Consider the following 14048-nt stretch of genomic DNA (forward strand, 5'->3'; position numbering starts at 1 on the left):
TGATTACTGAAAACTAAACAATTATGAACATCCAGCAACTCTACGAATTTTGTTTATCCAAAAAAGGCGTTACCGAACATTTTCCCTTCGATGAAGACACATTGGTGTTTAAAGTAGGTGGTAAAATGTTTTGTCTCACTTCTTTGAAAGAATGGGAAAAAGGAACTCCTGCGCTGAATCTTAAATGCGACCCTGAAAAAGCTTTGGAACTTCGCGCTGAATATGATGCCATACAACCTGGTTATCACATGAGTAAAGTGCATTGGAATACAGTCAGCTTACATCAAGATGTGTCCGATAAAATGATGGTGGAGTTGATTAACCATTCCTATGATTTGGTGTTTAAAAGTTTGACAAAGAAATTACAACATGAAATTTTGAATTCATTTGGAAACTAAGGAGCTATCTTTTATGAAAGCACCTTGTTTGTAAGAATGATTTTAACTGTTTTTAAATCACATTTTTTTGTTTTTCCAAATAGGCATCCGCCTGCATTTCTAATAATTCTTTTGCACGTTTGCGTTTGTAATCAAACAATTCCTTCTCCTCACGAATATCTGCATACACTCGATTATAAATTTCCGCATCCGTTTCTTTTTGAAGCTTGCGTTGATGATTGTTTTGTTCAATATGTGTTTTTAGCGCCGTTTCGTTGTCTTCTAATTTGAAATCATATTCTCCTTTAGGTGCCATCATTTTAGCAATAATAGGGGAAGTTTCTATGGCTAAGAACAGTAACATAATGAAAAAGGATGGTAACCAAGGTAGCTTTCCTAAGGCGTTAATACGCGCCATCAACCCGTCAAAATTATCAATAATCGGTTTAGTATCCGCTACTTTTTTATCCAAGTCCGCCTGTAATGTTTTGGCTTTGGCTTCTTTTTCAGCAATGGTTTTAGCCGAGTTAGCTTTTAAAGAATCTAACTGACGCTTAGCTAAATCATGCGCTTCTCTTTTTTCTTTATATATAGGTCCTTTGCCCATTTTTTTGGTTCCCGTAGTACCTTCAGCCTCGGTTATGTACGCTTGGTATAAATCGGCTACTTGCTTCTCTTTGGCTTTGATGGAAGATTTGATACTGTCTATTTCCGATTGGTTTTTAGTAACATCTCCTTTAAAATAATTCGTCACTTGATTTTTGTTGGCAATAGCCATCGCATTACGTTCCTTTAAAAGAACCGTGTTAATTTCCTTTTCAAAAATTTTAATTTCTAAAGGTTTTGAAATTACAATGGCAATAATCATCGCCAAAATAATTCGTGGAGAAGCTTGAAGAAATTCTTGTCCAAGATGGTCTCTTTTACGAATCGTGGAGACAATAAAGCGGTCGAGGTTGAAAATTAGCAAAGCCCAAACCGTTCCAAAAGCGATGGCTGGATATACCGAATCGAAAACGGTAAATAGAGCATAAGCACTTGCTAAAAATGCCATGATTGCTGTAAAAAACACGGTAGCGCCAATACCTACATATTTGGTTTTTTCGCCTTGGCTACAGCTTTCCAGCAAATGACTATCTGCGCCTGAGCACAGAATAAAAAAACGTTGTAACATAATGATTTAATGTTTTGATTGATGATGTAACAAATTTAACGCCAAAAAATGAAATTCTATTATTTTATTGTGAGAATATTAAGTAAAGAATGTGGTTAATTCATTGAAAATAAATGGATTGTTTAGAAATTGCGTAACTTTGTTGCTGTTAAGTTCTTCTACCACTACATTTTCAAATTACAAATGCCCTTTTGGTTTATTTTAATGTTTTAATTATGAAAAAAGTAGTGTTTCTAAAAGTACTCCTAGTCATCTTGTTAGGCATTGTGTCAGTTAGTTATCGGGCGCAAGAGGACAAAAAAGCTAAATTTATTACTGTGACCACACTCCATTTAGACGGTTCTAAAATGAACAGCAAAGAGAGTTGGGAGGCGTGGTCTAAAGGCGAAAAGGAATATTTTGACAAGGTGATTTCAAAAAATGAATGGATACTGCGTGCGAATACTTTATCGCATTATTATACAGCAGATAATTCCGAGATTATTTCTGTGAGTGTTTATGAAAGTTGGGAAGCGATTGATAAGGCGTGGGCCAGAAGTATGGAACTAGCCAAGAGTATTTGGCCAGAGGAGAAAGCGCGCAAAGAATTCTTCGAAAAGATGGATGCATTTTATACTGGGAATCATTCCGATGAGATTTATCAGGTACTAGCGCATCGTAAAGAAATGGTGAAAATCCCTGAAAAAACCATGGTGTACTATGTGAGAAAAAGTGAATATGCCAGCCCTAAGGACGGAAACTCAAAAGAATACGACGAATTGAGTAAAGAGTATTTTGACAACATCATCAACAAAAACGAACTAGTGAAAGCGTATTATAGCTATCGCCATGCTTGGGGTTCACATGCTAATGAATTTATAGAGGTTTTTGTTTTTGAGTCTTTGGCAGATTTAGAAAAATCGACGGAACGCAATGAGCAATTGCAAAAAGAATATTGGAAAGACGAAGCTAAACGAAAAGAATTTGGCAAAAATTATCGCAAGTACTTTACAGCTCATCATGGGGATTATATTTATAGAAGTGAAGTGGGCTTGCAGAAGTAAACCGATGTTTTAAGGTCTAATGATTAGTGAGGATCAGGATGCTTCTAATAACAAGAGGCTGTCCCAAAAGGGTAGCCTCTATTAAATTTTACGCTTTTGTTAAATCATTAAGCAATTTTTTAATTTCTTCAGATGAAGGTCTTGGTGCATCGGCATTGACAATTTTACCATCAGGGCCAATTAAAATAAAACGAGGGATACTATTAATTCCAAAAGCTTTAGCAAAGTCAGAATTCCAGTCCTTATCCGCCATTAGTTGTACACCTCCTAATTGTTTATCATCTACAAATTTCTTCCATTTGTCATGGTCTTTTTGCGTGTCAATAGAAATACTTACAAATTCTACATTTTTGCCATGCATTTCTTTTTCTAGATTCTTCAAATGAGGAATTTCTGCACGACAAGGACCACACCAAGTTGCCCATACATCAATGTAAACATATTTCCCTTTGAAATCCTCCAACTTCGTTGTCCCTCCTTTGTGGTTTTCATAATTGAACGTTGGCGAAGCTGCATTATTTATCTTTTTAACCTCAAAAGATTTCTGAACATATAAACGCAATCCATTTAATTGAGCTTCTGTGTTCTTCTTGAAGTCAGCAATGAAAGAAGCATCCAAGTCTTTCGGAATTGTATTAAAAATACCTTCTTTGATTTTATTAATTTCTGTGGTTAATGAAGTCTCGTCTTTAGCATTCATAGCACCAGCATAGTCTTTGTCGCTTTGGTTTAATAAGCGTTGTGCTAAAAAGTTGTTTTCTTTTGCGCCCTTTCCTGTATAAGTTAACGATTCGTCAAACTTATTATAGTCTAAAGTAGCGTTTAAATCTTGCCCGTTTTTTAAATACAAATTGGTGTATTGGTCTGCGAGTTTTAATTGATAAAAACCATCGACTACTTCTAGCTTTGATTTGAAAACGCCTTCTTTATCCGCGACTAACCATTTTTTTGTCGTGCGATTTGCGATAAGTAAAGAGTCGGAAGGTTTATTGCTTGCTTTAAGGGTAAAATCTACTTGCGCACAAACCCCTACACTAGAAAAGGCTAAGAAGCCAAAAAGTATTTTTTTCATTTTTAAAATATTATTTGAATGTATTCAAAGGTAAAAATAGTTTTTTGAGGATAACTAGGATTAAAAAATATGTTAATTTGTAGTTCAATAAAAAAAGAAATTACTGTTTAAAATAGTATTTTTGCATTCAAAATTTAATTACCATGTACAGAAGTCATAATTGTGGCGAATTAAATGCGTCACATATCAATACAGAAGTTACCCTAGCGGGTTGGGTTCAAAAATCACGCGACAAAGGTTTTATGATTTGGGTGGATTTGCGTGACCGTTATGGTATTACGCAATTGATTTTTGATGAAAGTCGTACGGAAAAATCCGTAATGGAAATGGCTAAAACTCTAGGTCGTGAGTTCGTAATCCAAGTAAAAGGTACGGTTATCGAGCGTGAATCGAAAAACCCAAACATGGCAACGGGAGCTATTGAAATTTTGGTTTCTGAACTTATTGTGTTAAATCAAGCGCAATTACCTCCATTTACTATTGAGGATGAAACCGATGGTGGTGAGGAATTACGTATGAAATACCGTTATTTAGACATCCGTCGTAATCCAGTGAAAAATAGTTTGTTGTTCCGTCACCGCGTGGCTATGGAAGTGCGTAACTATTTATCTAACGAAGGTTTTTGCGAAGTTGAAACACCGTATTTAATCAAGTCAACTCCAGAAGGAGCACGTGATTTCGTAGTGCCAAGCCGTATGAATCCTGGGCAGTTTTATGCCTTACCGCAGTCCCCACAAACCTTCAAGCAATTGTTGATGGTGGGAGGTATGGATAAATATTTTCAAATTGTGAAATGTTTCCGTGATGAGGATTTACGTGCAGACCGTCAACCTGAATTTACACAAATTGACTGTGAAATGGCATTTGTGGAGCAAGAAGACATTTTGAATATGTTTGAAGGCTTGACGCGTCATTTATTAAAAGAAGTAAAAGGTGTTGAAGTGGCTAAATTCCCTAGAATTACTTACGATTATGCTATGAAGACCTATGGTAACGACAAACCAGATATCCGTTTCGGAATGGAATTTGGCGAGTTGAATGCGGTAGCACAACATAAAGAATTTGCTGTATTTAACAACTCAGAATTAGTAGTAGGTATCGCCGTTCCTGGTGGGGCATCCTTTACTAGAAAAGAAATTGACGCATGGATTGAGTGGGTAAAACGTCCACAAGTTGGTGCTTCAGGTATGGTGTATTGTAAGTGTGAAGCAGATGGTTCTTTCAAATCATCGGTAGATAAATTCTACGACCAAGCTGATTTGAAACAATGGGCTGAGGCGACTAAAGCTAATACAGGGGATATTATTTTTGTATTATCAGGACCTGCAAACAAAACACGTGCGCAATTAAGTGCTTTACGTATGGAGTTAGCTAATCAAATGGGTTTGCGTAAACCAGATGAGTTTGCACCACTTTGGGTAGTTGACTTCCCATTATTAGAATGGGATGAGGATAGTGAGCGTTACCATGCGATGCACCACCCATTTACTTCTCCTAAGCCTGAGGATATTCATTTGATAACAACAGAACCTGGAAAAATCCGTGCCAATGCTTATGATATGGTATTGAATGGAAACGAAATTGGCGGGGGGTCTATTCGTATCCACGACAAAGAATTACAGGCAAAAATGTTTGAATTGTTAGGGTTCTCTAAGGAAGAAGCCGAAAATCAATTTGGTTTCTTAATGAATGCGTTCCAGTATGGTGCGCCACCACACGGAGGTTTAGCGTTTGGTTTAGACCGTTTGGTAGCTATTTTGGGTGGTCAAGAAACCATTCGCGATTTCATTGCTTTCCCTAAAAATAACTCAGGTCGCGATGTAATGATAGATGCGCCTTCGGCTTTAGATGCAAAACAATTGGATGAATTGTTTATCGCAACTACAGCGGAATAATCGTATAAATTTTATAATTTTGATAAAAGGAAGAAGCTCTTGTTTCTTCCTTTTTTAATTTCTAAATTTTTAAAAATGAAAACAAGAATAATAACCTTAGCAACTATTGCTTTATGTAGTTTAAATTCATTTGCTCAAGACAAAAAAACAGTTGCTAAAATCGCTGACTTTTTGCAAAAGCGTGAGATTGAATTGGTAAAAAAAACTGGCTCGAGTGCCGAATACGAGAAAAGCCTTCGCGGAAAGAGAAAATTCGTGTTGCGTGAAATTGATTTAAATGGCGACAAGAAGAAAGATTATTTTATTTTCTTTAATGAAGACTGTGGGAATGGGGGTTGTTCCGCGTTAATCCTAGACTCATCAATGAAAATTAAAGCTGATCTTAGCTTAGTTGGTTTGCCAGTAGTTGTGAAAGCTGAAAAAAATAACGGTTGGAACGTGCTTAATATCGAATCTAGGGGTATGCGAAAACTTGTTTTTAATAAAAAAACAGCGAAGTACTCAGGAAGAGGTGTTGCTAATGAAAAATTCGTGTCTAATCAATATAAGAAAGAAAAAGGCGATCAAGTAATTATCGAAGGCAATGGGGTGTACAAGGATTTAAAATCCTTTTTATATTAAGGTATGGACAATCCTTTATTTACACTTCTTGACCAACATCAATTGTTTGAAGAAACAATTTTGCTGAAAAGAAACGAATATCTGACCGTTAATGGAAGTGTAGATACTCATGTTTATTTTGTAAAAGACGGAAGTTTCAAGATTTCCGTCTTTGAAACCGAAGAACAAATTATTCGGTTTGGCTATCCAGGCGATTTTATTACTTGTTTGGATAGTTTTCTAACAGAAAAACCTACCATTTTTTCCATACAAGCACTTAAAAAAGCGACCGTTTTAAAGGTGAAAAAAGCGGGTTTTATGGCTTTGATGCATGCCGATATGGAGAATTTGAAAATTTGGAACACCCTCTTACAACAATTGATTTTGCAACAACTAGAACGTGAAATGGATTTGCTTACAGTATCTGCCAAAGAGCGTCTAGAGCGTATTCAGACCAGAAACCCAAGAGTATTTCAAGAAATTCCTCACAAGTTGATTGCTAATTACCTTCGGATGTCACCCGAAACTTTATCGCGACTCAAAAGTCTTGATGTACATCAATAACTATTTTTGGAAGGTTGCCGAACTTTGTAGTACAAATTTATAATCATGGTAATACAGTCAGAGTTATTAGTACAACAATTAGCAGATATCATTAAGGAGCAAATGGACTTTGCTCAGCAGTTATTGCTGTTAGATGATGAACAATTGCAAAAACGTTCGCATTCAAAAGCTTGGAATATTTTAGAATGTTTAGAACATCTCAATTTGTATAGTGCCTATTATTTACCTGAAATTTCGCTAGGTATGCAAAATAGTACTGCAGCAGCATCCAAAGAATTTCGTTCGGGTTGGTTAGGGAATTATTTTGCGAATAGCATGTTACCCAAAGCAAAGGTTTCTAAGATGAAAACATTCAAAGATAAAGACCCTTTTGGCTTGCCTTTAAAACGTGCGGTGATTGAAGAATTTTTGTCGAATCAAAAAAAATACGAAGAAATCTTACAACTGTGTCAAAATAAAAATTTAAAAAAAATACGCATCAAAATTAGCATTTCGCGCTGGATTAGCCTGAGTTTAGGCGATACTTTGCGATTTATTGTCAACCACCAAATAAGGCATTTTGCTCAAATTCAGAAAATAAATTCACTAATTACTTTGATATGAAATTAAAAATTCTATCTTTGATAATTATTAATTATTTATTTTTTTTAAAATGCTAACAGGCAAAGTGAAATTTTTTGTTGAGTCTAAAGGTTTTGGATTCATTACAAATGACGAAACAGGAGAAGATATCTTCGTTCATATTACTGCTACAGGTGGTAAAGAATTAAGAGAAGGACAAAAAGTTTCGTACAATGAAGAAGACGGACGTAAAGGTAAAGTAGCTATTAATGTAGCTGTTATCGAATAATATATAGTATTTTTTGATTACCGAATGATGTTACACCGCTCCATTTTGGGGCGGTTTTTTCTTTTTATAGAAATTGGTTGTTTATCTTTTTCTTTTAAAAAAATCTTTCATCAGCTGGGCGCATTCGTTTTCTAAAACTCCAGAAATCACTTCAGTTTTTGGATGTAATTTGCCCCCTATGGTTGTGTAACCCCGTTGGTTATCGGAAGCGCCAAAAACAATTTTACTAATTTGACTCCAGTACAATGCCCCTGCGCACATTTGGCAAGGTTCTAAGGTTACATAAAGGGTACAGTCTTTTAAATATTTGCCTCCTAAAAAATTAGCTGATGCTGTGATGGCTTGCATTTCAGCATGGGCAGTAACATCGTTTAGCATTTCGGTCAAATTATGACTGCGGGCAATGATGCGATTGTCTACCACAACCACGGCACCCACAGGGATTTCGCCTCGCTCAAAAGCCATTTCTGCTTCTTGCAAAGCCTTTTTCATAAAATATTCGTCGGTAAAGATGTTTTCCATAATGCAAAAATACGTTTTTGTTTTTATAGAAGCTGAATCGTTTTTGTTTCAGAGGTTTCGTTTTTAGTCTTAAAAAATGATTTTGAATTTTCCTATTAACGTGAGTTCTATGTAAATTTGTCTGATTATCCGTCACTTCGAGTGATTTTCCGTAGAGAAACAAAGGAAAATTATATCGAGAAGTATTATCAATAAATCCTCGATACATTTTCTGTTCCATTTTATCACACAAAAAATATTCCAACAGAAGGGAAACACTAAATATCACATAATTATAAATCGAACTCAGGTTATTATGAAAAACCAACTAATCACCGGAGTCCTTTTTAATGAAATAATTATTGTAAAATTCTTACACTATGGTACGAATGTTGCATTAAAAAAAGAAAATATTAACAGACTAAACGATGGAATCATCCTTTAAAATAAGTATTCCCAAACCTTGTCATGAAAGTTGGAGGAACATGACTCCTGATGAACAAGGGCGTTTTTGTAGTGTATGTGCAAAGTCAGTGGTTGATTTTACGAATATGGATAGCCAAGAAATGCAACAATTTGTTATTCAAAATCAAGGTCGGAAAATTTGTGGTCGTTTTCGTCAGGAGCAGGTGGAACCTAACTTTAAAATCAGTATTTCTGAATCATTTTTGTATCAAAACAGAAGTTTTCGTAAAGCTTTTTTATTGGCTTTATTTGTCGTGATGGGAACCACACTTTTTAGTTGTAAAAATGAAAAGGGACAAGCGTTACAAGAAATAAACGTTGAAAGCGAAACTCAAACAACTATGGGGGCTCCAGTTTTTACTGGAAAGTTTCAAGAAGCAACTACTCAACCTAAAAAGAAAAATCAAGTTGCCACTGTAGAAACAATTTCAGTTTCAGAAATCAGTCTAATCAGTGAACCACAAGGGGATATCATGCCTCCAGAACCGCCTCTGATGGGTACTCCCGTAGTTATTCCTGTTGAATTTGTATCCGATTCGCTTACCATTGTAAAAGACACTCTAAAAAATAAAGAATAATGAAGACTCCGAACATTAAAATTTGCATACCAAAGCCCTGCAATGAAAACTGGGCTAGTATGACTCCTGATGAACAAGGGCGTTTTTGTAGTGTATGTGCAAAGTCAGTGGTTGATTTTACCACAATGAACATTCAAGAAGCCCAGACCTATTTGCAAGAGCATAAAAATGAAAAAGTTTGTGGCCGTTTTACTGCTGAAATGCTTGAACCCACTTTTGTTTTTAAAATTCAAGAAACGGTGCTTTATCAGCAAAGAAGTTTTAAAAAAGTATTTCTTTTGGCGCTTTTTGTGGTAATGGGTACCAGCTTGTTCAGTTGTCGTAATAGTACGGGACAAACTATGGGAGAAGTTGTGGTAGCTTATGATAGTACATTGGTTGTTAAGGATACAGTGGAAGATGAAATCTTGATGGGAGAGTATATGCCTTTGGACGAAAAAGATAGTGTTCCTCTACCTCTAAAACCGAACATAAAGGTGAGTGAAATTAAATAATCAGAATTGATTTGATGTAGAGGGAAATCGAAAAGCTATAAAAGAAAACTACCCTAACAAATTAAAAACTGTTAGGATAGTTTGATGGTTGTATTTTTATTCTTTAATGAATTTTGAAGAATAATTGCCAGATTTTAACACGTAAATTCCATTAGTTAAATTTTCTACGTTTATAGAGATGTCTTCAGCTGATGTATTATATTCTTTTGTTAAAATTTTTTTTCCAGTAGCATCGAATATTTCGATAGTATTACTTCCGCTTTCAGGGTTTTTGAAAGTTAACAAAGATTTTGTTGGGATAGGAAAAAGTTTTTGTGCAATCTCTCCTGTTTTAGGAGCTTCTGATAGAGAAAGTGTAGTGCTTGGTAGCGTGAAAACTTTTTGTATTTGCTGTGAAAAATCTGAAGAAGAATAAGTAACTAAAATTTTATTCTTATTTGAAATCGGATCATTAAAAATTCTATAATGATTGTATTTGTAGTTTGGGTCAGTAGATGAAAAATCAAATACCAAATCTCCGTCTTCATTAACTACAAGCATTTTATAGTCATTGGTAGTTCTATTGGATAAAAAAACAATAAATTCATATTTGTCATCAGTATTGAAAATATTTTTTGAAACTTCAGACTTTCCAGATGCATCAACAAAAAAGTCAAGTCTGTAACCATCAGGAATTACAAGGTTAATTGTTTTTCTTAATGAATAGTCGGAGTTGTATATTTTTAAAGAAGAGCTTGTGTTAGATGTGTAGAAAAAATCTGTGGAAGTTGCGAAGGGATTAAAACTTTCGTTAGTAGGAAATGTTTGTTCTAAATTAATTTGAGCTTGTGCAAAATAAGAAAGCAATAATGCGCCAAATAGAATCTTTTTTTTCATTTTTTTATTTTTTTGATTTTCCAAAATACGCAGAATTGCGTTTTAAGGTGATATTTTGGAATTTTGTTAGTTTAATTATCACCTTTATATTTGTTTATAATAAGAGTATTTAATAACTAATTAAATGTTTTAAGTTTAGTGTGGTTTTTTTATTTGTATTAAAAACAAAAGTAAAAAATTTTGTGAGTAAATTAATTTGTAAGTAAATTTTTTAAATAAAAAACAACTATAGCTTTATGAACTATAGTCATTTTTTTATGGTTTAGAATAAGTTTTACACTTTCTCTCTTGTCAAATAATACACTGGAATCCCCGCTAGCATAATCAACACGCCCCATCCACAAGTACTTGTTCGGTCAATCAACAACATCACGCAAATGGCGGTGGAAACTAAAATGTATAAAGCAGGTAAAACAGGATAGCCGAAAGCTTTGTAAGGACGTTCAGCATTAGGCATTTTCTTTCTTAAAATGAAAATCCCATATATGGTTAAGATGTAAAATATGATTACAATTATCATTACAAAATCTAACAAATCACCATATTTACCTGTCAAACATAAAGCAGATGCCCAAATGCATTGAATCCATAATGCCCAACCTGGTACTGAAGCTTGGTTTAATTGTGCCGCTTTTTTGAAAAACAATCCGTCTTTAGCCATGGTGTAGTACACCCGCGAACCTGCCATTATCAAACCATTATTGCAACCAAAAGTGGAAATCATAATCATCACTGCTATAATAGTCGTTCCAGTGATTCCAAAAATATGTTCTGAGGCTACTACCGCAACTCGGTCAGAAGGCGCAAAAGCAATTTCCGACAAGGGCATCACGGCCAAATACATTACGTTAGCTAATACATAAATAATGCTCACAATCAACGTGCCTAAAAATAAACTCAAGCCTACATTGCGTTCTGGGTTTTTGATTTCCCCAGAAATAAAAGTCACGCCATTCCAAGCATCACTCGAAAATAAAGAACCCACCATTGAGGCTGCTATAGCTGAAAGCAACGCGTAACCTCCTATTGATGTCCACGTGTTAGTATCTTTGTTAAAGTTTTGTGCAGTCCAGGCATTGGTCCAATTGGCATCCCAAATGTCACTTTTTGCAGCCAATAACAATCCAAAAATAATCAAACCAAATAGTGAAGCAATTTTAGTAATGGTAAAAACTTTTTGAATAATTTTTCCATTTTTCACTCCGCGACTATTGATAAAAGTAAGTAGGACGATGGTTATGATAGATACAATTTGTGCTACACTCAATTTGAACGAAGGCGTATCGATAATGAAATTGTTTTCACTAAAGGCAGGAATCAGGTAAGCTGCAAATTTTGAAAACGCGACACCCACCGCAGCGATAGTTCCTGTTTGAATCACCGCAAAAAAACTCCATCCATAAAGGAAGGCAATCAATTTGTTATAGGCTTCTTTAAGGTAAACATATTGTCCGCCCGCTTGCGGAAACATGGCGCTTAATTCTCCATAACTAATGGCAGCGGTCATGGTTATCAAGGCTGAAATAATCCAAATTAAAACCAGCCATCCTGCACTACCAATATTTCTTGTAATATCGGCACTTACAATAAAAATCCCCGAGCCTATCATTGAACCAACGACTAACAGGGTGCCGTCTAACAGGCCGAGTTCTCTTTTTAAATGTTGTTTTTCTTCCATAAATTTTAGGTTAGTTTGGCTAAAGATATAAAAACTAACTTTTACATGCGGCTTTTTCGTAACTTTAAGTAGTTAATACTGTTGTTATGGAAGCAAGTAAAGAACATTCTAATGGCGAGGTAACCATTGTTTGGAAAGCAGCGCTTTGTAGTCATTCGGGCAATTGTGCCAGAGGTTTAGCTGGAGTTTTTAAACCCCTTGAAAAACCTTGGATTGACCCTAGTGGAGCGTCCACGGATGAAATTGTTGCGCAAGTTTCAAAATGTCCCTCTGGAGCATTGACAATTTATTATAATAAAGACAAATAGGTTGGGTCGTTTGGTTAAGATGGTAAGCCAAGAAATTATGAGGATAAACTTTTCTATCTTTGCGGTATGAATGAAAATTTGAATCCCAATAAGGAACGTTTTACTCCTCAAGAAATGGATGTGGAGCGTGCTTTACGTCCTCTTAGTTTTGAGGATTTTACCGGACAAGACCAAGTGTTGGAAAATTTACGCATATTTGTGAAAGCTGCAAATTTGCGAGGCGAAGCTTTGGACCATACGCTTTTTCATGGACCTCCAGGTTTGGGAAAAACTACCTTGGCTAATATTTTAGCTAATGAACTTGGTGTTGGGATTAAAATTACTTCGGGTCCCGTGCTAGATAAGCCTGGTGATTTAGCGGGTTTGTTGACTAATTTAGAAGAACGTGATATTCTTTTTATAGACGAAATCCATCGCTTAAGCCCTGTCGTGGAAGAGTATTTGTACTCGGCTATGGAAGATTATAAAATTGACATCATGATTGAAAGTGGGCCTAATGCACGTAGTGTGCAAATTGGATTAAACCCTTTTACTTTAGTCGGTGCTACCACGCGTTCGGGCTTACTAACAGCACCGATGCGTGCCCGTTTTGGAATTCAATCGCGCTTGCAATATTATAACACTGAATTACTAACGACCATTGTACAGCGAAGTTCGGCTATTTTGAATATGCCTATTACCATGGAAGCGGCTATTGAAATTGCAGGTCGTAGCCGAGGGACACCTCGTATTGCTAATGCGTTATTGCGTCGTGTGCGTGATTTCGCTCAAATAAAAGGCAATGGTTCGATTGATGTAGAAATTGCACAATATGCCTTGCATGCCTTACATGTAGATGCACACGGATTGGATGAAATGGATAACAAAATCCTAACTACCATTATCGATAAATTTAAAGGAGGACCCGTAGGGATTACCACCCTAGCCACTGCAGTTTCAGACAGCGCGGAAACCATAGAAGAAGTGTATGAACCGTTTCTAATTCAAGAAGGTTTTATCATTCGTACCCCAAGAGGGAGAGAAGTCACCGAAAAAGCATATAAGCATTTGGGTAGAGTTCGTATGGGGAATCAGGGGGAGTTGTTTTAAGTTAGAATTCAGAGTTTAGAATTCAGAGTTTAGAATTCAGAGTTTAGAATTCAGAGTTTAGAATTCAGAATTTAGAATTTAGAAAGAAAACCGAAAAATAGATGCTATATCAGGATAAAGATTTAAAAATAAGAACCAAACTCTTTACGGTTAGAGTTCTGAGTTTTGCAGAAAGTCTTGATTATTCAGTAGTGAAAAAGATTATTGTTAATCAAATGGCAAAATCAGGTTCTTCAGTTGGTGCAAACTATCGTTCTGCCTGTAGAGGAAGAAGTGATGCAGAATTTCTTTCTAAAATGAATATTGTTTTAGAAGAAGCTGATGAAACATTGTTCTGGTTGGAAATAATCCAAGAGATGAAATGGAAAGATTGTGATGATTTGCTTTTAAAAGAAGCTAATGAGCTAACAGCAATTTTTGTAACGATTATTAAAAATACTAAAAGTAGGATGCATAGTAAATAAGATGTTTCTAAATTCAAATC

At 35.5% G+C, this 14048-nt stretch carries 17 protein-coding genes; 12 read left to right on the top strand and 5 right to left on the bottom strand.

The features are described from left to right. The first annotated feature begins 23 nt into the window (after nucleotides 1-23). Nucleotides 24-398 (top strand): MmcQ/YjbR family DNA-binding protein, encoded by a 375-nt coding sequence (locus ACQY29_RS05580; protein ID WP_428224252.1) that lies wholly within the window; start codon nucleotides 24-26, stop codon nucleotides 396-398. A gap of 52 nt (nucleotides 399-450) precedes the next feature. Here ACQY29_RS05580 and ACQY29_RS05585 read toward each other — a convergent pair whose 3' ends face one another. After that, nucleotides 451-1551: a DUF4407 domain-containing protein gene (locus ACQY29_RS05585; RefSeq protein ID WP_428224253.1), complete on the bottom strand. Its 1101-nt coding sequence runs from the start codon at nucleotides 1549-1551 to the stop codon at nucleotides 451-453. Nucleotides 1552-1766: 215 nt separating this feature from the next. Between ACQY29_RS05585 and ACQY29_RS05590 the strand changes: the two genes are divergently transcribed. Beyond that, nucleotides 1767-2594: a hypothetical protein gene (locus tag ACQY29_RS05590; RefSeq protein ID WP_428224254.1), complete on the top strand. Its 828-nt coding sequence runs from the start codon at nucleotides 1767-1769 to the stop codon at nucleotides 2592-2594. 88 nt (nucleotides 2595-2682) lie between these two features. On the opposite strand, the gene ACQY29_RS05595 is transcribed toward ACQY29_RS05590, so the two are convergent. Beyond that, nucleotides 2683-3666, bottom strand: a complete 984-nt coding sequence (locus tag ACQY29_RS05595; protein WP_428224255.1) for a TlpA family protein disulfide reductase — start codon at nucleotides 3664-3666, stop codon at nucleotides 2683-2685. A 143-nt stretch (nucleotides 3667-3809) separates the two neighbouring features. On the opposite strand from ACQY29_RS05595, the gene aspS reads away from it, so the two are divergent. The 5 genes from aspS (at nucleotide 3810) to ACQY29_RS05620 (ending at nucleotide 7575) form a co-directional block, all read left to right on the top strand. Next, complete coding sequence (aspS, locus tag ACQY29_RS05600; RefSeq protein WP_428224256.1) at nucleotides 3810-5561, top strand: aspartate--tRNA ligase; 1752 nt, start codon at nucleotides 3810-3812, stop codon at nucleotides 5559-5561. 75 nt (nucleotides 5562-5636) lie between these two features. Next, nucleotides 5637-6182, top strand: coding sequence for a hypothetical protein (locus ACQY29_RS05605; protein WP_428224257.1), 546 nt, complete (start codon nucleotides 5637-5639; stop codon nucleotides 6180-6182). 3 nt (nucleotides 6183-6185) lie between these two features. Continuing rightward, nucleotides 6186-6725, top strand: coding sequence for a Crp/Fnr family transcriptional regulator (locus ACQY29_RS05610; protein WP_428224258.1), 540 nt, complete (start codon nucleotides 6186-6188; stop codon nucleotides 6723-6725). A 45-nt stretch (nucleotides 6726-6770) separates the two neighbouring features. Beyond that, nucleotides 6771-7328, top strand: a complete 558-nt coding sequence (locus ACQY29_RS05615) for a DinB family protein (RefSeq protein ID WP_428224259.1) — start codon at nucleotides 6771-6773, stop codon at nucleotides 7326-7328. 49 nt (nucleotides 7329-7377) lie between these two features. Continuing rightward, a complete protein-coding gene (locus ACQY29_RS05620) occupies nucleotides 7378-7575 on the top strand; it encodes a cold-shock protein (protein ID WP_428224260.1) in 198 nt (65 codons plus the stop codon). Nucleotides 7576-7656: 81 nt separating this feature from the next. Here the strand turns inward: ACQY29_RS05620 and ACQY29_RS05625 are convergent, their stop codons facing one another. Beyond that, a complete protein-coding gene (locus ACQY29_RS05625; RefSeq protein ID WP_428224261.1) occupies nucleotides 7657-8097 on the bottom strand; it encodes a nucleoside deaminase in 441 nt (146 codons plus the stop codon). A 407-nt stretch (nucleotides 8098-8504) separates the two neighbouring features. On the opposite strand from ACQY29_RS05625, the gene ACQY29_RS05630 reads away from it, so the two are divergent. Both ACQY29_RS05630 and ACQY29_RS05635 read left to right on the top strand, forming a co-directional pair. Beyond that, nucleotides 8505-9119, top strand: coding sequence for a hypothetical protein (locus ACQY29_RS05630; protein WP_428224262.1), 615 nt, complete (start codon nucleotides 8505-8507; stop codon nucleotides 9117-9119). A gap of 59 nt (nucleotides 9120-9178) precedes the next feature. Next, entirely contained in the window at nucleotides 9179-9613 is a 435-nt protein-coding gene (locus ACQY29_RS05635; protein WP_428224263.1) for a hypothetical protein, read from the top strand. A gap of 96 nt (nucleotides 9614-9709) precedes the next feature. Here ACQY29_RS05635 and ACQY29_RS05640 read toward each other — a convergent pair whose 3' ends face one another. Beyond that, nucleotides 9710-10489: a T9SS type A sorting domain-containing protein gene (locus tag ACQY29_RS05640; protein ID WP_428224264.1), complete on the bottom strand. Its 780-nt coding sequence runs from the start codon at nucleotides 10487-10489 to the stop codon at nucleotides 9710-9712. Nucleotides 10490-10763: 274 nt separating this feature from the next. Next, the gene (locus ACQY29_RS05645) at nucleotides 10764-12167 is read right to left on the bottom strand and encodes an APC family permease (RefSeq protein WP_428224265.1); all 1404 of its coding nucleotides are present in this window, start codon (nucleotides 12165-12167) and stop codon (nucleotides 10764-10766) included. An 86-nt stretch (nucleotides 12168-12253) separates the two neighbouring features. On the opposite strand from ACQY29_RS05645, the gene ACQY29_RS05650 reads away from it, so the two are divergent. The 3 genes from ACQY29_RS05650 (at nucleotide 12254) to ACQY29_RS05660 (ending at nucleotide 14028) form a co-directional block, all read left to right on the top strand. Further along, nucleotides 12254-12475, top strand: a complete 222-nt coding sequence (locus tag ACQY29_RS05650; protein WP_428224266.1) for a (4Fe-4S)-binding protein — start codon at nucleotides 12254-12256, stop codon at nucleotides 12473-12475. 66 nt (nucleotides 12476-12541) lie between these two features. Further along, complete coding sequence (gene ruvB, locus ACQY29_RS05655) at nucleotides 12542-13564, top strand: Holliday junction branch migration DNA helicase RuvB (protein WP_428224267.1); 1023 nt, start codon at nucleotides 12542-12544, stop codon at nucleotides 13562-13564. Nucleotides 13565-13665: 101 nt separating this feature from the next. Next, a complete protein-coding gene (locus tag ACQY29_RS05660) occupies nucleotides 13666-14028 on the top strand; it encodes a four helix bundle protein (protein WP_428224268.1) in 363 nt (120 codons plus the stop codon). The last annotated feature ends 20 nt before the right edge of the window (nucleotides 14029-14048 follow it).

The sequence above is a fragment of the Flavobacterium sp. genome, assembly GCF_965262375.1.
Classification (GTDB): Bacteria; Bacteroidota; Bacteroidia; order Flavobacteriales; family Flavobacteriaceae; genus Flavobacterium.